The sequence below is a fragment of the Pseudomonas yamanorum genome (genome assembly GCF_013386765.1).
Classification (GTDB): Bacteria; Pseudomonadota; Gammaproteobacteria; order Pseudomonadales; family Pseudomonadaceae; genus Aquipseudomonas; species Aquipseudomonas yamanorum_A.
Window position 1 is genome coordinate 402,845 of sequence record NZ_JACARE010000003.1, and the last position, 21,953, is coordinate 424,797.

A 21,953-nucleotide genomic window follows, 5' to 3' on the forward strand; every position below is an offset into this window, starting at 1 on the left:
AGGCTCCTTGTTCAGGTTGATCAGGCTGCAGTCAGCAGGCCCTGGCGTTCAATGAAGGCGACGATTTCTTCCAGGCCGACGCCGGTTTTCTGATTGCTGAAGACAAAGGGCTTACCGCCGCGCATGCGCTGGGTGTCGCTGTTCATCAGCTCCAGGGACGCGCCCACCAGCGGCGCCAGGTCGATCTTGTTGATCACCAGCAGGTCGGATTTGCAGATCCCCGGGCCACCCTTGCGCGGCAGCTTGTCGCCAGCCGACACATCGATCACGTAGATGGTCAGGTCCGACAGTTCCGGGCTGAAGGTGGCCGACAGGTTGTCGCCGCCGGATTCCACCAGGATCAGGTCCAGGCCGGGAAAGCGCCGGTTCAACTGGTCCACGGCTTCAAGGTTGATCGAAGCGTCTTCGCGAATCGCGGTGTGGGGGCAGCCGCCGGTTTCCACGCCGATGATGCGCTCGGGCGCCAGGGCCTGGTTGCGCACCAGGAAGTCGGCGTCTTCGCGGGTGTAGATATCGTTGGTGACCACCGCCAGGTTGTAGCGGTCGCGCAGGGCCAGGCACAGGGCCAGGGTCAGGGCGGTCTTGCCGGAGCCGACCGGGCCGCCGATGCCGACGCGCAGGGGTTGTGTGTTCATGTGATTCTCCAAAATAAGGGGCCCTAAGAACGGAACAGGCGGCTGTACTGGCGCTCATGGGCCATACACGCCAGGGACAGGCCAAACGCGGCGCTGCCGTAGTGATTGGGGTCGAGTTGGCTGGCGCCCTGCTGGGCTTGTTGCAACAGCGGCAGCAGTTCACTGGTCAGGCGCTGGGCGGCTTGCTGGCCCAGGGGCAAGGTCTTCATCAGCACCGCCAGCTGGTTTTCCAGCCAGCTCCACAGCCAGGCGGCCAGGGCGTCGTCGGGGCTGATCTGCCAGGCGCGGGCGGCCAGGGCCCAGCCGAGTGCGAGATGCGGTTCGCCGCGTTGCGCCAGAAAATCCCGAGCGGCGGCGTCCAGCTCCGGCAAGCCGTTGAGCAGTTGCGCCAGGGAATAGCCCATCTGCCGACTTTCCTGATACAGCTCGCGGGTTTCGCGGCTGGCGCGGTGTTCTTCGCACAACTGCGCGAGGCGCGGCCAGTCTTCTTCTGCGCCAGCCTTGCAGTGGGCGAGCAGCAGCGGCGCCTCAAAGCGCGCCAGGTTGAGCAATAATTGATCACTGATCCAGCGCCCGGCACTCGCCGGGTCGGTCACGCGGGCTTGCTCCACGGCCATTTCCAGGCCCTGTGAATAGCTGTAGCCACCAATCGGCAACTGCGGACTGGCCAGACGCAACAGCGCCCAGGCTGGGTTCATGGACGAACGCCGAACTGGTGCAGCTTGGGCGGGTAGTTGAAGTCTTCGTCGCCATGACGGGAGTGATGATGGCCGCCGCCATAGGCGCCGTGTTCCGGCTGGAACGGCGCTGAAAGGGTTTCAGTGGTGGCGCCCAATTGATCCAGCATGGCCTTGAGCACGTAGTCATCGAGCAGGCGCAGCCAGCCGTCACCCACTTGCAGGGCCACGTGGCGGTTGCCTAGGTGATAGGCGGCGCGGGTCAGTTCAAAGGCGTTGCCGCAGGTGACGTGCAGCAGTTGTTCAGGGCGGGCGCACACGCGTACGACGCGTCCGTCTTCAGCCTGTAGGAATTCACCATCGTGCAGCGGCGGCTGGCCGCGCTCCAGAAACAGGCCGACGTCTTCTCCTTCGGCACTGAAACAGCGCAGGCGGCTTTTGCTGCGGGCTTCGAAATTCAGCAGCAACTCGGCGGCCCAGACGGGTTCGGGGGCGATTCGGCGGTGGATCACCAGCATCAGAAAGCTTCCAGCTATGAGCGATAAGCAAGCTAGAGCAAGGGTCTTGCCAACCACGCGGGGAGTGGGAATTCCCTGTAGGCAGGCGGCGTGTGCCACCTCATGGCGCAGGAAATTATTCCAAAATGTTTCATTTTGGTGCGTGAATGGATTTATAGCACCGGATTCGGGCGCTCAGCGTTGAATTCCATTGCTCGCTGCATGAAATTTCTTTCATCTTTTGCGAGTTTTGGTTTCTTAGGACTTTCCCTACGCACTTGCAGGATTTGCCGTGCGTCGAGTTACGCGCTGTTTCATTAGGATTCCGCTCCGTATTTAATCCACAGCGGTTTCCACCATGTTCAAGTCATTTCTCTGTTTATTGATTGTCAGCCTGTCGCTGGCGATTTCATCCGCCTCGGCCAATCTCCAGCGTGCCCCGTCCTTCGCACCATCGTCTTCTATCGACAACGTGATCGAACGCGCCCATTCACTGCTGGGCACGCCTTACAAGCTGGGCGGCACCTCGGTGAGGCAGGGCTTCGATTGCAGCAGCTTCCTGGTTTACCTGTTCAAGACCGAAGCCAACATCCATCTGCCTCGCACCACGACGGCGATGCACCGGTCAACGGCGGCCACGGTCAAGCGCGATGCATTGAAACCGGGGGATGCGGTGTTTTTCCGGGGGAATGGGCGCGGGCAGGTCAGCCACGTCGGGCTCTATATAGGTGAGGGGAAATTCATTCACTCGCCACGCACGGGCAAGAGTGTGCGCATCGATTCGCTCGCCAACAGTTATTGGAGCAGGAACTACACCACGGCCAAGCGTTTCCACTGACGGCTTATTCGGTGCTGCCCAGGCCTTGCCAGTGTTTGAGGCCGATAAAGATAAAGCGCAGTTGCTGAGTGATCTTGGCTTGAGGCGTGAGGTGCGGCGGCAAGGCTTCTGCCGGTGGGTCGATGATGTCGGGCAAGGTGGCGAACACGCTCTTGACGATCAGGTCGGCCATCACGTGCAAACCGTCGGCATCCAGGTGCTGGAGCTTGGGCATCAAGGTCAGATCGGCGGCGAGGTCGCTGGCGATGTCTTCGCGCAAGGCGCCGATGGCCTGGCGAACGGCAAGGCTGCCACCGTATTGCTCACGGGCCAGGAACAGGAATTGCGAACGGTTGGCGGTGACCACATCGAGGAAAATTCGCACCGAGGCGTCGATGATGCCGCCCATCACGAATTCGTTGTGGCGCACCAGGCGGATCGTCGCGCGAAAGGTCTGGCCGACTTCACTGACCAAGACCAGGCCCAACTGATCCATATCGGCAAAGTGACGGTAGAAACCGGTGGGCACAATGCCGGCGGTCTTGGCCACTTCACGCAGGCTCAGGCTGCCAAACCCACGGCCACACTCCATCAGATGGCGGGCTGCGTCCATCAGGGCGAGTCGGGTCTGTTGCTTCTGTTCGGCACGGGGCAGCATTGGCAGGCGGGCTTTGTGGACAAGGACAGCGACGCACTCTAGCAAATCAGCTTTGCCAGCGTCGAACTTCAAAAGGGAGAAGGGCGTTGCGGTTCACACAAAGTCAAAGCCCGATCGGGTGATCGGGCTTTTTTCCAGGGCCAGCACGGGCTTAGCTCTGTGCTTGATGCAGTTCTTGCAGACGGTCAGCACCGCCTTCCACTACGCCGTCAGCATAAGCGCGTTTGTTGGCACGGCTCGAACCGTCTTCAACCAGACCTTTCTGTTCCAGGCGATCACGGCCACCTTCGGCAACAGCGTTGCGTTCCATCAGGCGATCAGCGCCACCTTCAACCAGGCCTTTCTGTTCCAGACGATCACGGCCACCTTCAGCAACGCCTTCGGTGTAAGCGCGTTTGTTGGCTTGTTCCGAACCGTTTTCAGTGATGCTGCCGTTGTAGTCGGTGTTGTTCTTGTCCGAAGCACCGCTGCGGGCCAGGGTCTGGCTTACGTGGGATGCATCGGCTTTCACTTGTGGGGTGGCCTGTTCAGCAGCTGGCAGGGCAAATGCGCTGGTGGCCAGGACGGAAAGTACAAAGCTTGCGAGTAATTGGCGTTTCATGATGGGTTGCTCCTTGGGAGGGCGATAAATTGGGTACAGGGCTAATGCTACTCTTGATAAGTCGATATAAAAGTTCATAAACACAATGGTAATAATCAACAGAATTGATTGTTCCCTGCGAGGGCTCTATCTCGCACGTCTCAAGCCCGCGGTTTTGCACCGTGGTGGGTATTTTCGACACGATCGTGGGTAACAACGGTGCGTCGTTGATGATTGAAGCTGTCCGGTTGATCAGAAAAATCTGTTTTTACGGCTAATTCATCGATGGGGTTAAACCCCCGCGCCGTTTGTCAGTCGTAGCCATATAAGCTGTAGTCAAAACGTGCGCCCCAAGGCGCCCGCTCAGTCGTAACCTGGAGTCCTGTGCAATGACGCGCACTCGTAAAATTCTCGCCTGGAGCTGCGCCAGCTTCGTTTTGTTAATCGCCATCGTGGTGTTGGTGCTGGTGTTCTTCGACTGGAACCGGATCAAGCCGCCGCTCAACGCCAAGGTCTCCGAAGAGCTGCATCGCGACTTTGCTATCAACGGCAACCTGGCCGTGGTGTGGCAGCGCGAGCCTGATGAAGGCGGCTGGCGCGCCTGGATTCCGTGGCCCCATGTGATTGCCGAAGACCTGACCCTGGGCAACCCCGACTGGTCGAAAACCCCGCAGATGGTCACCCTCAAGCGCGTGGAACTGCGTATCTCGCCCCTGGCGTTGCTGGCCCAGCGCGTGGTGATCCCGCGTATCGACCTCACCGAACCGAGCGCGCAATTGCAGCGCCTGGCCGATGGTCGCGCCAACTGGACCTTCAAGTTCGACCCCAAGGACCCCAACGCCGAACCGTCCAACTGGGTGGTGGATATCGGCGCCATCGGCTTCGACAAGGGCCACGTGACCCTCGACGACCAAACCCTCAAGACCCAGCTCGACGTGGTGATCGACCTGCTGGGCAAGCCGATTCCTTTCGGCGAGATCGTCGGTGATGCCGACGCCAAAAAGGCCTTGGAAAAAGGCTCGGCGCCGCAGGATTACGCGTTCGGCCTCAAGGTCAAAGGCCAGTACCACGGCCAGAAACTCGATGGCACCGGCAAGATCGGTGGCCTGCTGGCGCTGCAGGACGCGGCCAAGCCGTTCCCGCTGCAAGCCCAGGCCAGGATCGGCGACACCAGCATCGCCCTGGCCGGCACCCTGACCGATCCGATGAACCTCGGCGCCCTCGACCTGCGCCTCAAACTCTCCGGCAGCAGCCTGGGCAACCTGTACCCGCTGACCGGCGTGACCTTGCCGGATTCGCCGGCCTATTCCACCGACGGCCACCTGATCGCCAAGCTGCATGAGGCCAGCGGTGCGTCGTTCCAGTATGAAAACTTCAACGGCAAGATCGGCAACAGCGATATCCACGGCAACCTGGGCTATGTCGCCAGCCAACCCCGGCCCAAGCTCACGGGTGCGTTGGTCTCCAACCAATTGTTGATGACTGACCTGGCGCCATTGATTGGTGCCGACTCCAACGCCAAACAAAAGGCCCGTGGCGGCGAAAGCAAGCAACCGGCAACCAAGGTGCTGCCGGTGGAAGAGTTCCGCACCGAGCGCTGGCGCGATATGGATGCCGACGTTGAATTCACCGGCAAGCGCATCGTCCACAGTGCTGATTTGCCGTTCACCGACCTCTATACCCACCTGGTGCTCAACGACGGCCAGTTGAGCCTGGAGCCCCTGCGTTTCGGCGTGGCCGGCGGCAAGCTCGACGCGCAGATCCGCCTCAACGGGCGCATCACGCCGATGGAAGGCCAGGCGAAACTTACCGCTCGCAACTTCAAGCTCAAGCAGTTGTTCCCGACCTTCGAGCCGATGAAGACCAGCTTTGGTGAACTCAACGGCGACGCGGACATTTCCGGGCGCGGCAACTCTGTCGCAGCCTTGCTCGGCACCTCGAATGGCGATCTGAAGATGTTGATCAACGACGGCGCCATCAGCCGCAGCCTGATGGAAATCGCCGGGCTCAACGTGGGCAACTACGTGGTCGGCCGCCTGTTTGGCGACAAGGAAGTGAAGATCAACTGCGCGGCCGCCGACTTCGGTATCAAGTCCGGCCTGGCGACGACTCGCCTGTTTGTGTTCGATACCGAGAACGCCATCATCTACATCGATGGCACGGCGAACATGGCCAGCGAACAGTTGGACCTGACCATCACGCCGGAGTCCAAGGGCTTCCGCCTGTTTTCCCTGCGCTCGCCGCTGTACGTCAATGGGCCGTTTATCAAGCCCAATGCGGGGGTAAAGGCCGTGCCGTTGATGTTGCGTGGCGCGGGCATGGTTGCGCTTGGCGTGATTGCCGGACCGGCGGCGGGCCTGCTGGCGCTGGTGGCACCGAGCGGCGACGAGCCGAACCAGTGTGCGCCGTTGCTGCAACAGATGAAGGAAGGCAAGGCACCGAAGACGGTGAAAGGCTAACTGGAGAAGCCGGGACCAAAAAATGTGGGAGCTGGCTTGCCTGCGATGCAGGCACCTCGGTATTTCAGTTGCACCGAGGTGATGCTATCGCGGGCAAGCCCGCTCCCACATGAGTTTTGCGGTGTTAGTTAGAGGTCCTGCAGAATATCCGCCATGTCATCGGCGTGTTCTTCTTCCTGGGCCAGGATGTCTTCGAAGATCCGGCGAGTGGTCGGGTCTTTGTCGCCGATGTACTGGATGATCTCGCGGTAGCTGTCCACCGCGATGCGCTCGGCCACCAGGTCTTCGTAGACCATTTCCTTCAGGGTGTTGCCGGCCACGTACTGCGCGTGGGAGTTCTTCGACAGCAGGTCGGGGTTGAACTCCGGCTCGCCGCCCAACTGCACGATGCGCTCGGCCAGCTTGTCGGCGTGTTCGGCTTCCTGGGTGGCGTGCTCAAGGAATTCCTCGGCGGCGACATGGGCCTTGACGCCATTGGCCATGAAATAGTGGCGCTTGTAGCGCAGCACGCACACCAGTTCGGTGGCCAGGGATTCGTTGAGCAGGCGCAGGATTTCCTGGCGGTCGGCATCATAGCCTTCGGTTACGGCACCGTTTTCGACGTTCTTGCGGGCGCGGTCACGTAAGGTGGCTACGTCAGACAAATGTGAGTCAGTCATCTCGTTCTCCTGGTACTAATCCGGTTTTGCGCCACGCTCTGCCGGCGTGATCGCTCCAAGTTGTGAGTCCCAGGCAACGCAAAAAGTTTTATCGGATTTTACAACGCGTGCCCCGACAGGCGTGCTTCCTCCTGCAACCACGCAAAAAACGCCCGGACCGGCGGGTGCCGTTCACGGCCTGGAACGCACAGGGCCGTGTAGCCGGCGCCGTCGACGCGGATCTGCGGCCGATAGGGCACCAGCAAGCCGCTGGCGACGCTTTCCGAGACCAGGATATTGCTCGCCAACACCAGGCCCTGGCCGGCGATGGCGGCTTGCAGAGCATAGTGCTCTTCGTCGTATTCCCGCAGTGGCGAGGCCGATTGCAGCCAGTCTTCCCCGGCCTTTTTGCACCAGGCCTGCCAGCCCAGGGCGTAGAGCTTGGAGTTGTGCCAGCGCACGCTGATCAGGGTCGGGGTGCGCTCATCGGCCAGGGCGACCTGTTCGGGCGAGCCGTACACCGCAAAACACTCATCGAACAGGCACAGACCGTGGAGGTTCGCGTAGTCGTCGATGCTGTAGCGGATTACCAGGTCGACGCTGGCGTCTTGCTGCAAGTCCACGACCGCGCAGTTGGTGTCCAGGCGCAAGTTGATAGCCGGATGGGCGGCGTAGAAACGTCCCAGTCGCGGCACCAGCCACAAGGCGGCGAACGCGGGCGTGGTAGACAGCGTGAGATGGCCGGCGCTGCGCTGCGGGCGGAGGGTGTCGACGCTTTGCGCTACGTCCAGCAAGGCTCCGTGCAGGCTGTGGAACAATCGCTCGCCACACTCTGTCAGGCGGACCTGACGCGGCAGGCGCTCGAACAGCGGCACGCCGAGCCAGGTTTCCAGGGAGCGAATCTGATGGGACACGGCCGTCGGCGTCACCGACAGCTCCTGGGCGGCGGCCTTGAAGCTCAACAGGCGCGAGGCCGATTCAAAGGTGCGCAGGGCGGTCAGGGGCAGCGAGGCAAACATGTAAGGCTCCATGGATGAATTGATCTCATCCAAAGCAACTATTGCTCATTTGTGAGGCAAGCTGCGCATCTCTAGATTTGTTTGCAGCAGAGGCAGCCATTCAGGTTGCCTGAGTCTAGCGCGTGAAGGTCTACAGATGAAAAAAATGCTTGCGATCCATTCCAGTCCCCGTGGTGAGCGTTCCCATTCCCGGCGCCTGGCCGAGGTCTTTCTCGCTGCGTGGCACACCGCGAACCCCGACGCGTACCTGACCCGCCGCGAAGTCGGCCGTGCCTCGATTCCCCATGTCAGCGAAGCGTTCATTGCCGCCAGCTTCCACCCCGAGCCGCAGTCGATGCCGTTGTCCATGCACGCCGATTTGCAGCTGAGCAATGAGCTGGTAGCCGAGTTGATCGAACATGAGCTGCTGGTGATTTCCGTGCCGATGTACAACTTCGGGATTCCCAGCGGCCTCAAGGCCTGGATCGACCAGGTCGTGCGCATGGGCCACACCGTGGACATCACCCAGGACAGCCAGGGCATCGCCCAGTACCAGCCGTTACTGCTGGGCAAAAAGGCCCTGATCATCACCAGTCGCGGCGGGAGTGGCTTTGGCCCGGGCGGTGAAAACGAGGCGATGAACCATGCCGATCCGCACCTGCGAACGGCGTTGGGGTTTATCGGCATCACCGACGTCACGGTGATTGCGGCCGAGGGCGAGGAGTCTGATCCGCAGGTGTTCCGCCGTTCCTGTGACGCCGTTGAGGGCCAATTGCGCGATCTGGCCGGGAGCTTCTGACGTGTCCTGGTTCTTCCTGTTGATCGCGGCCGGGTTCGAAGTGACGTTCGCCATGAGCATGAAGTACGCCGAGGGGTTCACCCGCCTGTGGCCATCGTTGATCACGGTCATCGCGGCGGTGGGCGGAATTTATTTCCTGACCCTGGCCATGCGTGAGCTGCCGGTGAGTGTTGCCTACCCGATCTGGACGGCCATCGGCTCATTGGGCACGGTCTTTCTCGGCTTTATGTTTTTGGGGGAGAGCCTGACGCTGGTCAAGCTGGTGTCGGTGGGGCTGATCGTCGCCGGTGTGGTGGGGCTTAAGTAGCGTCATGGCAACCGGCAGGCCGGGTTATCGTTCATCGCAGCAAGCCAGCTCCCACACTGGACCGAGTTGTCCGGCTAAATGCCGATCAAATGTGGGAGCTGGCTTGCCTGCGATGGCGTCAGATCAGGCAACACTGACCTTGCTGCGAACCGGCGTCGTCCAGCGCTCCGACAAAATCACCCCGCCCAACGTCAGCAAGCCACCCACCAGGTGATACATCGCCAACTGCTCCTTCAGCACCACCGCGGCAATCAGTGCGGTGATCAATGGCAGCAGGTTGAAAAACAGCGTGGTGCGGCTCGGGCCCAGGGTTTTCACCGAATGCATCCATGCCAACGGCGCAAGCATCGAGGCCAGCAGGCAGGCATACAGCACCAGCGGGATATTCGACCAGCCAAGGCCGGCCTTGTCGGAGAACAGGAACAGTGGAAACAGCACCACCACCGCCACCAGTATCTGCAAATACAGCAACACCAGCGGCGGCAATCGCAGCTGCCATTTTTTCAGCAGGGTGCTGTAGACCGCGTAGGCGAGGGTGGCCACCAGCATCATCGCGTCACCCAGGTTCAGCCCGTGTTGCAGCAGGGCGCTGAGGCTGCCGGCGGAAACCACCACCACCACGCCGGCGAACGACAGCACGGCACCGGTGAGGGCACCAAAGGTCAGGCGCTGGCCGAGGCTGATGATGGCGGCGGTGAGGGCCATCAGCGGCATCAGCGAGAGGATGATGCCCATGTTGGTGGCCGAGGTCAGGTTCGCGGCGTAATACGCCAGGCTCTGATACACCGCCATGCCCAGCACGCCGAGGATGAAAATCTTGCCCAAATTAGGGCGGATCAGCGGCCAGTTGGCGATGACCGGCTTGAGCATGAACGGGGTAAACAGCAACCCCGCCAGCAGCCAGCGATAAAAGCCGATCTCGGCGGGAAAAATCGTCCCCACCGCGAGCTTGTTGACCACGGTATTGCCGGCCCAGATAAAAATGGCCAGTAACGGATAAGCGTATTGCATGGAAAGGAACCCGTTGCGTCTATGAAGGCCAATTATCCTTTGTCTGGATCGAAGCCTATACTTCGATCCAGCCATCCGACCTTTGTATCCAGACAATATGCTCAAGAAGTACATCAACCTTCCCGATTTCGACCAATTGCCGTCCCCGGTGTACTTCCGATATTCGGAGTTCGAGGCCGACACCCACGCCAGCGCCCACCAGCATGCATGGGGCTCTTTGGACTACTCGGCCCGTGGCGTGATGCGCTTTGAAGTAGCGGGCAGCCGCTTCATGTCGCCACCGCAATACGCGGTGTGGATCCCGCCGAACACCCAGCACAGCTCCTACAACGCCCAGGCGATTGTCTATCGCTCGGTGTACCTGGCGCCCGCGCTGTGCGAGCACTTGCCGGCGCAGCCGTGCACCCTGAGCGTCAGCGATATCCTCAAGGCGATCCTCAGTGACTTCGCCGAGCGCGACGTGAATATTCCCGAGAATGAAGCCGATGTGCGCCTGGCCCAGGTGCTGGTCGACCAGCTCCGGCAGGCCCCGGTGCATGATTGTTTCCTGCCGTATGCCAGCCATCCCGGGCTGCTCGGCGTGCTGGAGGGCATGCAGGCCGATCCCGGCGATAACCGCGCGCTGGCCCAGTGGGCGGAACAGGCACATGTCAGCGAGCGCACCCTGGCCCGGCAATTCGTACGCGAACTGGGAATGAGTTTCGGTGAATGGCGCCAACGCCTGCGTTTTCTTGTGGCCATCGAAGCGCTGGACAGCTCGCGCAGCGTCCAGGAAGTGGCGTTTGACCTGGGCTACAGCACCGCCTCGGCGTTCATCGCCATGTTTCAACGCCAGGCGGGCTGCACTCCGGAGCAGTACCGTCGGACGAATATCCGCAGCAGGTGAACGTGTAACAGGGTTTGACTACACTGCTGGAGAGGCCGTGCCCCTCGGCACGGTAACAGGGAGAAAACTCCATGAAGATGCTGCGTATTCCGCTGTTGATGATGGGCTTGCTGTTGTGTTCTCAAGGCTTTGCCGCGACTGCCGCACAGACGGCTCAGCAACAAAAAATGACCTCGTGCAACGCCGAAGCCAAGACCAGTGGCAAGACCGGTGATGATCGCAAGGCATTCATGAAAACGTGCCTGTCGGCCGCCCCGGCCGCCAACGACGCCAAGACCCTCACCCCACAGCAGCAGAAGATGAAAGACTGCAACGCCACGGCGAAAACCCAGGCGCTGACCGGCGATGCGCGTAAAACCTTTATGAGCACCTGCCTGAAGAAATAATGCACAAACCTGTGGGCGCTGGCCTGCCTGCGATCGCGATCTGACAGTCGATGCCTCTGCTGACTGACCCACCGCCATCGCAGGCAAGCCAGCTCCCACATTGGACCGCGTTTAGACTTCTCGCTTGATTTCCCCAAGGCTGGCAGACTGCCCATCCTTTAACGCCGTTCGTTTTGAGGCTGTATGCCAACGTTTTCTCAGCGTCACGTGTTGTTGTTGGTCAGTTGCGTGCTTATTTTTGGCGGGCTGCTGCTGGTTTTGCCGTTGAAGTTGCTGCCGAGCCTGCTGGCCGGGCTGCTGGTGTATGAGCTGGTCAACATGCTCACCCCGCAGTTGCAGCGCTTGATCGAAGGCCGGCGTGCGCGCTGGTTGGCAGTGGCGTTGCTGGGGACCTTGATCGTCAGCATCCTGACCCTGATTTTTGCCGGGGCCATCAGCTTCCTGCTCCACGAAGCGGAAAACCCTGGGGCTTCCCTCGATAAATTCATGGGCGTGGTCGACCGTGCCCGCGGCCAACTGCCGCCGTTCCTTGACGCCTACCTGCCGGCCAGTGCTGCCGAGTTCCGCGTGGCCATTGGCGAATGGCTGAGCAAACACCTCAGCGAACTGCAACTGGTGGGCAAAGACGCCGCGCACATGTTCGTGACCCTGCTGATCGGCATGGTGCTGGGCGCGATCATCGCCCTGCAACGCGTGCCGGACCTCACCAAGCGCAAACCCCTGGCGGCTGCCCTGTTTGATCGCCTGCACCTGCTGGTCCAGGCCTTTCGCAACATCGTCTTCGCCCAGATCAAGATCGCCGCGCTGAATACTGCGTTCACCGCGATCTTCCTCGCGGTGGTGCTGCCGCTGTGCGGGATCCACCTGCCGCTGACCAAGACCCTGATCGTGCTGACGTTCCTGCTGGGCCTGCTGCCGGTGATCGGCAACCTGATGTCCAACACCTTGATCACCATCGTGGCCTTGTCGCTGTCGATCTGGGTGGCGGTGGCGGCGTTGGGTTACCTGATCGTGATCCACAAGGTCGAGTATTTCCTCAACGCGCGGATTGTCGGCGGGCAGATCAGTGCCAAGTCGTGGGAATTGTTGTTGGCGATGCTGGTGTTCGAAGCCGCCTTCGGCCTGCCGGGCGTGGTGGCGGGGCCGATTTATTACGCGTACTTGAAGAGTGAGTTGAAGCTGGCGGGGATGGTGTAGCGATCCGCTTTTTGTGGCGAGGGAGCTTGCTCCCGTTGGACTGCGTAGCAGGCCCAGTTTTTAGGGGCGCTTCGCACCCCAGCGGGAGCAAGCTCCCTCGCCACACAAGCCGTGTAATCAGTAGCCGTAGCGCTTGCTGGCCTCAATCGCCAGGCCACTGCCAATACTGCCAAAGATATTGCCTTCCACATGCTGCGCATTCGGCAGCATCGCCGAGATGCTGTGGCGCAGGGCCGGAATCCCGCTGGAACCCCCGGTAAAGAACACCGTGTCCACCTGGGCCACGTCCACCGAGGCATCGTTGAGCAACTGGGTCACGCTGTTGCGCACGCGCTCCAGCAGGCCGTCGATGGCCGATTCGAACAACGCCCGGCTCAATTCCACGCTCAACCCCGGCTCAACCCGGTCCAGCAGCACATGGCGGCTGTCCTGTTGGGTCAGCTGGATCTTGGTTTCTTCCACTTCCATCGCCAGCCAGTGCCCGGCGCGCTGTTCGATCAGGTTGAACAGGCGGTCGATGCCGCCGGTGTCCTCGATGTCGTAGCGCATGCTGCCCAATGCCAGCTTGGATTTTTGCGAGTACACCGAGTTGATGGTGTGCCAGGTCGCCAGGTTCATGTGGTGGCTGGTGGGCATGTAGGCGCCGCTCTTCATGCGGCTGCCGTAGCCGAACAGCGGCATCATGCCGGCCAGGGAGAGTTGCTTGTCGAAGTCGGTCCCGCCGATGTGCACGCCGCCGGTGGCGAGGATGTCGTCGTGGCGGTTGTCGATCTGGCGACGCTCGGGCGACAGGCGCACCAGGGAGAAGTCGGAGGTACCACCGCCGATGTCGACGATCAGCACCAGCTCTTCTTTCTCGATGGTGGACTCGTAGTCGAACGCCGCGGCGATCGGCTCGTACTGGAACGAGATGTCCTTGAAGCCGATTTTGCGGGCCACGTCCACCAGGGTGTTTTCGGCTTCCTGGTCGGCCATCGGGTCGTCATCGACGAAGAACACCGGGCGGCCCAGCACCACTTCGTCGAACTCACGCCCGGCGGTGGTCTCTGCGCGGCTCTTGAGCTGGCCGATAAACAGCGCCAGCAGGTCGGTGAACGGCATCGCCGTGCCCAATACGCTGGTGTCGTGCTTGATCAGCTTGGAACCCAGCAGGCTCTTGAGGGAGCGCATCAGCCGGCCTTCGTAGTTTTCCAGGTACTCGTGCAGGGCCAGGCGGCCGTACACCGGGCGGCGCTCTTCGAAGTTGAAGAACACCACCGACGGCAGCGTGATCTTGTCGTCCTCCAGCGCGATAAGCGTTTCCATGCCGGGACGAATCCAGCCGACGGTGGAGTTGGACGTGCCGAAGTCGATACCGCAGGCACGGGCTGGGGATGGGTTTTTCATGTCAATCGGGTTCCGGTTGAAAAACGGCCGCGCAGTGTATGCCACCCGCGTGCAGATGCGTAGGCCGACTATCCGCTAAATACAGCACACTTGTTACCTTGAAAGCCCGGTGTTTGCCCCCAAATCCCCTCCATACGGTTGGTGGCTGCAGGATTCTGCCCGCAGCGCCGATAAACTTCTGACGCACCCTTCGGTCACAAGATTGAGATCGGTCAATCCAGACGCCGCAAACAGGCGCATGCTGTGACGCTGGCAGTGCGATATCGATAACGGACGGTGAAACCCCCGATGGACTTCAAAGACTATTACAAGATTCTCGGCGTCGAGCCGACTGCCGACGACAAGACGATCAAGGCCGCCTATCGCAAGCTGGCGCGCAAATATCACCCCGACGTGAGCAAGGAAAAGGACGCTGAAGCCAAGTTCAAGGACGCGTCCGAAGCCTATGAAGCGTTGAAAAGCGCCGACAAGCGCGCCGAATACGACGATTTGCGCAAATACGGCCAGCATGGCCAGCCGTTCCAGGGCCCGCCAGGCTGGCAGAGCCGTGGCGGCTACGGCGGCGGTGGCCAGGACACCGGCGACTTCTCGGACTTCTTCAGCTCGATCTTCGGTTCCCGCGGCAACGGTTTTGGTGGCGCCCAGGGCCGCAGTGCCGGGCGTCGAGGGCAAGATGTGGAAATGGAACTGCCGGTCTTCCTCGAAGAGACCCTGTCCAACGAGTCCAAGCAGGTCAACTTCCAGGTGCCGCAGTACAACGCGGCCGGCCAGCACGTCAGCAACACCACCAAGAGCCTGAACGTGAAGATCCCGGCCGGTGTGACCGACGGCGAGCGCATCCGCCTCAAGGGCCAGGGCGCGCCGGGGATTGGCGGTGGGGCCGCAGGTGATCTGTACTTGATCATCAAGTTCGCGCCGCACCCCAAATTCGATGTGGAAGGCGAAGACCTGATCATCACCCTGCCGCTGGCCCCGTGGGAGCTCGCGCTGGGTACCGAGGTGGCGGTGCCGACCCTCACTGGCAAGATCAACCTCAAGGTGCCCGCCGGCAGCCAGAACGGCCAGCGCATGCGCGCCAAGGGCCACGGCTTGTTGAACAAGGCCGGGCAGCGCGGTTACCTGTTTGTGCAGCTCAAGGCGGTGATGCCGAAAAACACCGACGACGAGGTCAAGGCGTTGTGGCAGGAACTGGCACAAAAAGCCGCCTTCGATCCAAGAGAATCATGGAGTAGCTAACGATGAGCAGTCCCCGTTTGGTTCAAGTGAACATGGCAGAATTCTGTGAGGCCACCGATCTGTCGGTGGCCTACGTGATCGAAATCGTCGAGCACGGCATTGTTGAACCGGTGGGGACGAGTCCGGAGTCCTGGCGTTTCACCGATTACGAACTGGCCCTGGCCAAGCGTGCGTCGGCGCTGCAAAAGGACCTGGAGCTGGAATGGGAAGGCGTCGCCCTGGCGCTGGACCTGCTGGAAGAAGTGCAGCAACTGCGGGCCGAAAACCAGATGCTCAAGCAGCGGTTGGGGCGCCTCGTCGTCGAGTAAGCGCTGCCCGCTACCTGCCCGCTACCTGTCCGCTACATAGTTACGCCCGGCCCTGGAAGGTGGGTGATTAAGGTAATCACCTTTCTCCTCTTCCAAGGAAGGTGTGTATGCCAACCTCTCAAACGCCCGTTTCCGGCGTTCAGCGCCGTCACTACGAACACATCAAGGCTGCCATTCCCCAGAGCCTGATCCACGCCGCCCCGGAACACCCGATCAAGCGTTATGAAACCTTTGACCCGTTCGAGCAGGAGCTGACGCGCCGGCTGAAAAACTGGCCCAAACCGGGCCTCGGTCGCCCAACCATGGTCGAGCCCACGGAGCATCAGCAATTCTTCGCCCGATTCGTGGCGTTGACCGACCAGATCCTGTGGGCCACCAGACTATCCAGCCAAGGGGGGCCGGAACGGTGCTCAAGGGCATTGGGCTTGCAACCCTCATTCAACGTGCAGAGCGCGCGAGCATGACATCACGGCAAGGAAGCACTCCGGACCTGTCCCTGTCCAATCAGGACTTTATTACCCATGCAGTGCCCGAGTGGCTGATCAAGGCATTTGCCCGACAGCGTCTGGAGAAGCAGGTGAATGCGTTTGATCAGTTGCCTTGGTTCCAGGGCCTGACATCCGAGCAACGCCAGACCCTGAAACGCTACACCCGCACCAGCCTGCAATCGCAGCAAGCGGTGGATGGCCGCATGGCCAACGTGCCGGCGGTCGAGGCGTTTGCCAAACCGCTACTGGTCAAGGCGCTCAAGGATCGTTTCAAGGTTGAACTGGATGTCGACGACACCTTTATCAAGCTGGAAAAGTCCGTGAAATTGGGGGTGTTTGACCTCAAGGTCGGGGAGTTCAATGTGTTGAACGTCTCGCTCCTGCACGCGGCCTTGCACAACTTCGAAGCGGACGAAGGCGGCGCGGACTTCTATGACGAGGCGTCCCAATTCGTCACCAAGGACGGTGCGCCGGTCAGTAGCTCGTTGACTATCGAGCAGTTCATCAACTTGTGCCGCAGCCTGGATATTGGCGCGCAGTACCAGGCCTACCTCAAGGACAACCTGGGGACCGAGGAGGCGCACGTCGACACCGTCCTGCGCGAGGCCATCATCACCAGCCAGAAGGATGCGATGAAAGCGGCGGCCTACATGGCCCTGGTCAAGAAAGACATCGAGGCGGATGACTACGCCATGGTGCTGCAGGTCATTAACGGCGAACGCAACCCTACGCTGCGCGGCAAGCCGGTGTGGTTTTCTTCGCTCAGTGTCATGGGGCTCAAGCTCAAGGGCTGCGTGTCGTTCGAGCTCACCGAAAAATACCGCTACGGCGAAGTCTCCATTGTCTACGTGCCCCATGATCCCGAGCATCCGTTCAAGCGTTACAACCGCTTTGATGACTTGAAGAAAGAACTCACCCGCCAATTGCTGTCGACGGACCCGGCCCAGGTCACGGCGGCGACGGGCCCGCAACCCACGCGTTATCAGCGGTTTTTCAGCCAGTTTGTCGACGCCGCCAAGCACCCGTATTACTTCAGTCGGTTTACCCGGGCCGAGTCGAACGCCACTTCAATGCTCAGCACCGTCGTGAAGTCGCCGGTGTTCCAGAGCGTCTTCGACGTGACGAACCCGCTCGCGTCGATGCTGCTCAAGCCTCAGGAATGGCCGCCGGAAAAAACGGCCACACGCCAAACCGATGCGGGGGCTGAACTGCAGCCGATGGTCGTCGCCCGGCATGGGCTGTGGTCGGCCAATGTCGACCTGTGGACTGACTTGTATGAGAGCGGGCGCGACAAGATCATTACCGATGCGCGTCACCAGGCCGTGCCCACCGCCGATGTGGATGCGCGGGTTCGCGCACAGAAACTTGCGCACTGGCTGGAAGGCGGATTTGCGGCGGTTGGCCTGCTGTCGATGTTCGTGCCGGTGCTGGGCGAAGTGATGATGGCGGTGATGGTCGAGCAACTGCTGTACGAGACGTTCGAAGGGGTGATGGAGTGGGAACAGGGTGACCGCGAGGCCGCTCGGCAGCACCTGATCGACGTGGCACAGAACCTGGCCATGCTGGGGCTGATGGCCGGGGTCGGCAAGGGCCTGGCGAAATTGCCCAAGGTTGAGACGCCGCCGTTGATCGACGAACTTCAGCCTGTCAAGTTGCCCAACGGCGAGCAACGCCTGTGGAAACCGGACCTTGTGCCCTATCGCAGCGACGTGAAGCTTCCCGCCGAGTCAGTGCCCGATGAGCTGGGCCTGCATCGCCATGACGGCCAGCACATTCTGCCCCTCGACGGCGGCAACCATGTGGTGGAACAAAACCCGGTCAGTGGCGAGTATCAAATTCCCCATCCAACCCGTGCCGATGGCTACGCGGTGCCCCTGGAACACAACGGAGCGGGTATCTGGACCCATGGCGCTGAAGACCCGCTGACCTGGGACGGCCCGACCCTGATGCAGCGCCTGGGGTATCGCGCCCAGGCCCTGAGCGATGCCCAGCTTGAGCGCGTGCGCACGGCCTGTGGTGCCGACTACGACACCTTGCGCCGCCAGTATGTCGAGCAGGATCGGCCGTCGGCGCAGCTCAGCGACACCCTCAGCCGTTTTCGTATCGAGCATGACCTTGAAACCTTCGCGCAGCAGATCGCCAGTGATGATCCCCGAGTCTTCGCCCAGGCGGACCTGGGCTTGCAGTTCAAAATCATGCGCAGCCAGGGCCTGTTGCCGCAGAAGCCGGCCTGGCGGGTGTTGGACAGCCGGATGAAGGTTATCTGGGAAGACCCGCCCGGGCCGCAAGGAAGCTCCCAGCGCGTCACGTTTGTGGTCAGTGAAGACACCCGTACTCAGGGCTCGTTGCTGGAGAGCATGCTGGTTCTGTTCAAGGCCAACCGAGTGGACATGAGCAGCGTGCCCGGGACCTCGCAGATGAGCGTGGCCGAGAGGGCCCGCGCGTGGCGCAAAGAGATCGCAGCCGATGCGCAGCACAACCGGCTGACGCTTTTTGAATCCCTCTACGATGCGCAGAATACGGCCGCCGACCCCTTGATCGGGCGGGTCAAGGCGCGCTACCGGCACCTGCCGGACGCCGTGGTGGAGCAACTGCTGGAACACGCCACCGAGGCGGAACTGGAAGCCCTCGGCCGCCCCGGTGAACTGCCGCCACGGATCGATCAGTGGGCGCAGTGGTGCCAGCAGGAGCTGCGCCTGACCCGGGCCTATGAAGGGCTGCACCTGGATATTTCCGCCGGTGTCGACAGCGAACGGCTGGCGTTGCGCAGCCTTGAAACCCTGCCCGGCTGGCCGGCGCAGGCGCGGTTTGAATTGCGAGAAGGCGGGCCACAGGGCCGGCTGCTGGACAGCATCGGCGACGCGCAGTCGCCAGTGCGGGGCGTGTTGTCGGTCAACGATGGCTCCGGCTTTGCCCAGGACGGTGCCGGCAGCCTGTATTGCGCGGTGCTGTCCTACCTGTCGCCCGAGGAACGGCAGGCCCTGGGTTTCACCTTGCGCGATGGCCTGCGGATGAAACAGGCCGTGGAACAGGCGCCGTTGCCACGGGATGACTTGCGGTCGGTGTTGCATGAACAGCGGGTGCTCAAGCCTGATCTTGCGCCCGGTTCGCGGCTGATCGGTGGCATGCCCCTGCGTCAGCAACTGGCAAGCCTGTTGCGCACACCACGCGGTCGGATCATCAAGTTGTACCCCGACTTTACCGAGGGTGAAGCCGATGCATTTCTGCAAAACCTGGGCGGCTCTCCCCGTAATGAATTGAGCCGGCTGGAGGGCGAGTTTGCGACCTTGAAACAGGAGTTGTCGGCCTGGGTGCAAGAGCCGGCCTCACAACCTGGCGACCACCGCTGGAAGATCGCGGAAAGACAGGCCATCGCCCTCAAGCTCCAGCGCTGCTGGCAGCGTCGCAGTGGTACGACACTGAACCTGCAATTGGCGAGAGAGTTGCCCCCGTTGAACGCAAGCTTCAACCATATTGAGGAACTGGTCCTTGATGGTTCGACCTTTAAGGATCGCGCCGGTGGGTTCCTCAAGAGGTTTACCCGGCTCAAGCGCCTGCGTATCAAGGTCGCGTTTTTTAGCCGTATTCCCGAGGCGGTTGCCGACATGAAAGAGTTGGCTCACCTGGACTTGAGTGACTGCCTGATTCCCATGAGTGCAAGGGATATCGCCCTGCTGGAGGGGTTGAGTACGCTGCAAACCCTGAACCTGCAGCGAAATGTGTTGATGGGGCGCGTGCTGGATTTCAGCGGGCTGCGCCAATTGCAGAGTCTCAACCTGAGTGACACCGGCATCAGCCAGTGGCCCACTGGGCTTGTGGAACAACCGAACCTGCAACTGGTGGATCTGCGCAACAACCAATTGCGGGAAGTGCCGCCCGCCATCCTCAATCCCGCGCCTGAACAACTGGAGGCGCAAGCCCGCATCAATCGCGTGACCCTGCTGCAAGGAAATCCGTTTTCCTTGGACGGCTATCAGCAGCTCAAGGCGTATTCGCAACGGCTGACAGATACGCGGCCGGAGCTATTGGTGGGCGGGCAGCCCGGCGCCTTTGAGGTACTGGACCCGCTGGCCACCCGGGTTCGCGATCTGTACCCCGAGTTCGACGATGAGCAGGTGCAAGCCTTCCTGCAACCGCTGGAGCAGGCGGAGGCGGAGGCGAAATTGGCAGCCCTGGAGCAAGAGTACGAGCGGTTGAACAGCCAGCTGTCGTCTTGGGCATTCTCCGGAGTGGGCGAGTCGCAAAGATACAGGGCGCTTCGACGGGTAGTACAAGCGGACGCTGCCCAAGAGCATCGGTACCAGGCGATGGGTCGCATCCTGCGCTGCTGGCGGCGCGAGACCGCACAACAACTGGCTAGCGACGGCACTCCGATCGGCCTGGAACTTAACCTGAGCGAACTGCGGTTACCGAGCCTGCCGGACCTGGATGCCGACTTCAGCCATGTGGGTTCGTTGAAGTTGAGGAAAATGGAGCTGAGCAGTTCGCCGGACGGTTTTCTGACGCGATTTCGGCACGTGCGCTGGCTGGACATGGCGGGCAACCAATTGACACGGCTGCCCCAGGCACTGGAGCACATGAACGGCCTGACCCGCCTGAATCTAAGCTTCAACCGCATTCGATTGACCGCTGAAACCGCACGAGTGTTGTCCGAGCGAACCACCCTCAGAGTTTTGTCGCTGCAGAATAATCCCCTGGGCATGGCGCCGGATTTCAGCGCAATCACCGGTATGCGTGGACTCGCTCTCGGCAATACGCAACTTGAGGCGTGGCCGGTGGGTTTGTTTGAGCAACCGTCGCTCGATTGGGTTGTGCTGGACAACAATCGGATCACCACCATTCCCGACAGCGTGGTGGCACCCTCGGCTGAAAACCTGGAGCGGATCGCACGGACCAATAACGTAACAAGCCTCGCCAACAACCCACTGTCCGAGGCAACCCAGCAACGGCTGAATGATTACTGGGATCGCCTTGAGCGAGAGCATCCTGACCTGGCACGTAACCGGGCTGAATCGGGTTTCAGGTTTTATTCCGTGGGCGCCGGCGTGCCGACTCGACCGAACCCTCAGGTTTCTATGCAAATCCTGCGCTGGACTGTCGACCTGCCAGCGGACCAACTGGCGACGCGCGAGGCGCAATGGTCAGCATTGGCCAGGCATGAGAAAGCTGACGGGTTCTTTAACCTGCTCGCGGGCCTGGAAAACGCCGGCGCTGGCGAAGAAGATCTGCAGCAGCGGGTGTGGGCGGTCATCGATACGATTACCCAGGACAGTGTCAAGTCTGAAGCATTGCGCGAGCAAATGTTCGAATGGGCGGGACGCCCGGCGTGTTGTGACCGTGCGTCCTTGTCGTTCAGCAATCTGGAGATCATGTCGCTGGTCTACCGGGCCGAGTCCCAGGCAGAGCAGGGGCAGCAGGCGGCGCAGCTGTTGAAGTTGGCACGTGGGCTGTTCCGCCTGGATGAAGTGGAGAAAATGGCCCTGACGGATATCGAGCGTCGGACGGCGGCGATCCGCAGCACGCCGGGGCTGACGCTTCTGGAACAAGATGCCCGCATTGCCCTGCTGGAAGAAGTCGAAATCCGCCTGGCTTACCGCTACGGCCTCAAGGACCGCCTCAAGCTGCCGGCGGCGCCCAGCCAGGCCAGGTTCATCCAGCTGGGGCAAGTCACTGCGCCGATGCTCAATCAGGCGTACGACGCGGTCATTGCCCTGGACAACTCCCCGGCGGAATTTCAAGCATTGCTGGCGCGGGACTTCTGGAAAGACTATGTGACCAACACCTACCGCCCGCAGTTCGAGGCGAAGCGCAAACCGTTTGATGTGCATCAGGCCAGCCTGCATGATCGCTCTTCATCGGGCGAACTGTCGGGCAGCGCTTATACCGAGCAGGCCGATACGCTGGCAGCGCAGTGGCAGATAGAAGAGTCCGAGTTGATCGAGACGTTGAGCCGAGAGCTGCTGGAAAAGCATCCGCTCTAAGTACACCTG

At 61.2% G+C, this 21,953-nt stretch carries 20 protein-coding genes; 11 read left to right on the forward strand and 9 right to left on the reverse strand.

Going from position 1 to position 21,953, the window contains the following annotated elements; translation table 11 throughout:
• Positions 1–20: 20 nt before the first annotated feature.
• From ureG to ureE, 3 genes are read right to left on the reverse strand one after another with little or no spacing between them, the layout of a single operon-like run.
• Positions 21–635, reverse strand: a complete 615-nt coding sequence (ureG, locus tag HX875_RS02410; protein WP_003217431.1) for an urease accessory protein UreG — start codon at positions 633–635, stop codon at positions 21–23.
• Positions 636–658: 23 nt separating this feature from the next.
• Positions 659–1,333, reverse strand: coding sequence for an urease accessory protein UreF (locus tag HX875_RS02415; RefSeq protein WP_177041327.1), 675 nt, complete (start codon positions 1,331–1,333; stop codon positions 659–661).
• A complete protein-coding gene (gene ureE, locus HX875_RS02420; protein WP_177041329.1) occupies positions 1,330–1,830 on the reverse strand; it encodes an urease accessory protein UreE in 501 nt (166 codons plus the stop codon). Before ureE ends, HX875_RS02415 begins: the two co-directional genes overlap by 4 nt.
• A 337-nt stretch (positions 1,831–2,167) precedes the next feature.
• Between ureE and HX875_RS02425 the strand changes: the two genes are divergently transcribed.
• On the forward strand, positions 2,168–2,647 hold the full coding sequence (locus HX875_RS02425) for a C40 family peptidase (RefSeq protein WP_177041331.1): 480 nt from the start codon (positions 2,168–2,170) through the stop codon (positions 2,645–2,647).
• Between the two features lie 4 nt (positions 2,648–2,651).
• Here the strand turns inward: HX875_RS02425 and HX875_RS02430 are convergent, their stop codons facing one another.
• Positions 2,652–3,284, reverse strand: a complete 633-nt coding sequence (locus HX875_RS02430) for a TetR family transcriptional regulator (RefSeq protein WP_177041333.1) — start codon at positions 3,282–3,284, stop codon at positions 2,652–2,654.
• 151 nt (positions 3,285–3,435) lie between these two features.
• Positions 3,436–3,885 carry a hypothetical protein gene (locus HX875_RS02435; protein ID WP_177041335.1) on the reverse strand — a complete coding sequence of 150 codons (450 nt, stop codon included), beginning with the start codon at positions 3,883–3,885 and terminating at the stop codon, positions 3,436–3,438.
• 368 nt (positions 3,886–4,253) lie between these two features.
• Between HX875_RS02435 and HX875_RS02440 the strand changes: the two genes are divergently transcribed.
• Entirely contained in the window at positions 4,254–6,323 is a 2,070-nt protein-coding gene (locus HX875_RS02440) for an AsmA family protein (protein ID WP_177041337.1), read from the forward strand.
• 128 nt (positions 6,324–6,451) lie between these two features.
• Here HX875_RS02440 and HX875_RS02445 read toward each other — a convergent pair whose 3' ends face one another.
• Both HX875_RS02445 and HX875_RS02450 read right to left on the reverse strand, forming a co-directional pair.
• Positions 6,452–6,982: a ferritin-like domain-containing protein gene (locus HX875_RS02445; protein ID WP_177041339.1), complete on the reverse strand. Its 531-nt coding sequence runs from the start codon at positions 6,980–6,982 to the stop codon at positions 6,452–6,454.
• A gap of 98 nt (positions 6,983–7,080) precedes the next feature.
• Entirely contained in the window at positions 7,081–7,992 is a 912-nt protein-coding gene (locus tag HX875_RS02450; RefSeq protein ID WP_177041532.1) for a LysR substrate-binding domain-containing protein, read from the reverse strand.
• A gap of 124 nt (positions 7,993–8,116) precedes the next feature.
• On the opposite strand from HX875_RS02450, the gene HX875_RS02455 reads away from it, so the two are divergent.
• Positions 8,117–8,758 (forward strand): FMN-dependent NADH-azoreductase, encoded by a 642-nt coding sequence (locus tag HX875_RS02455; RefSeq protein WP_177041341.1) that lies wholly within the window; start codon positions 8,117–8,119, stop codon positions 8,756–8,758.
• A gap of 1 nt (position 8,759) precedes the next feature.
• Positions 8,760–9,065: a DMT family transporter gene (locus HX875_RS02460; protein ID WP_177041343.1), complete on the forward strand. Its 306-nt coding sequence runs from the start codon at positions 8,760–8,762 to the stop codon at positions 9,063–9,065.
• Between the two features lie 123 nt (positions 9,066–9,188).
• Here HX875_RS02460 and HX875_RS02465 read toward each other — a convergent pair whose 3' ends face one another.
• On the reverse strand, positions 9,189–10,076 hold the full coding sequence (locus HX875_RS02465; protein ID WP_177041345.1) for a DMT family transporter: 888 nt from the start codon (positions 10,074–10,076) through the stop codon (positions 9,189–9,191).
• Positions 10,077–10,173: 97 nt separating this feature from the next.
• Here HX875_RS02465 and HX875_RS02470 point away from each other — a divergent pair, with 97 nt between their 5' ends.
• From HX875_RS02470 to HX875_RS02480, 3 genes are all read left to right on the forward strand, one after another.
• A complete protein-coding gene (locus tag HX875_RS02470; RefSeq protein WP_177041347.1) occupies positions 10,174–10,962 on the forward strand; it encodes an AraC family transcriptional regulator in 789 nt (262 codons plus the stop codon).
• Positions 10,963–11,033: 71 nt separating this feature from the next.
• Entirely contained in the window at positions 11,034–11,348 is a 315-nt protein-coding gene (locus HX875_RS02475) for a PsiF family protein (RefSeq protein ID WP_177041349.1), read from the forward strand.
• A 183-nt stretch (positions 11,349–11,531) separates the two neighbouring features.
• Positions 11,532–12,545 carry an AI-2E family transporter gene (locus HX875_RS02480; RefSeq protein ID WP_003217402.1) on the forward strand — a complete coding sequence of 338 codons (1,014 nt, stop codon included), beginning with the start codon at positions 11,532–11,534 and terminating at the stop codon, positions 12,543–12,545.
• A 117-nt stretch (positions 12,546–12,662) separates the two neighbouring features.
• On the opposite strand, the gene HX875_RS02485 is transcribed toward HX875_RS02480, so the two are convergent.
• Positions 12,663–13,931, reverse strand: coding sequence for an Hsp70 family protein (locus HX875_RS02485; RefSeq protein WP_093202293.1), 1,269 nt, complete (start codon positions 13,929–13,931; stop codon positions 12,663–12,665).
• 288 nt (positions 13,932–14,219) lie between these two features.
• Here HX875_RS02485 and HX875_RS02490 point away from each other — a divergent pair, with 288 nt between their 5' ends.
• The 4 genes from HX875_RS02490 (at position 14,220) to HX875_RS02505 (ending at position 21,944) form a co-directional block, all read left to right on the forward strand.
• Complete coding sequence (locus HX875_RS02490; protein WP_177041351.1) at positions 14,220–15,167, forward strand: DnaJ C-terminal domain-containing protein; 948 nt, start codon at positions 14,220–14,222, stop codon at positions 15,165–15,167.
• A gap of 2 nt (positions 15,168–15,169) precedes the next feature.
• On the forward strand, positions 15,170–15,475 hold the full coding sequence (locus HX875_RS02495) for a chaperone modulator CbpM (protein WP_177041353.1): 306 nt from the start codon (positions 15,170–15,172) through the stop codon (positions 15,473–15,475).
• A gap of 107 nt (positions 15,476–15,582) precedes the next feature.
• Positions 15,583–15,939 carry a hypothetical protein gene (locus tag HX875_RS02500; RefSeq protein ID WP_177041355.1) on the forward strand — a complete coding sequence of 119 codons (357 nt, stop codon included), beginning with the start codon at positions 15,583–15,585 and terminating at the stop codon, positions 15,937–15,939.
• On the forward strand, positions 15,936–21,944 hold the full coding sequence (locus HX875_RS02505; protein WP_177041357.1) for a dermonecrotic toxin domain-containing protein: 6,009 nt from the start codon (positions 15,936–15,938) through the stop codon (positions 21,942–21,944). The genes HX875_RS02500 and HX875_RS02505 overlap by 4 nt, the downstream gene beginning before the upstream one ends.
• The last annotated feature ends 9 nt before the right edge of the window (positions 21,945–21,953 follow it).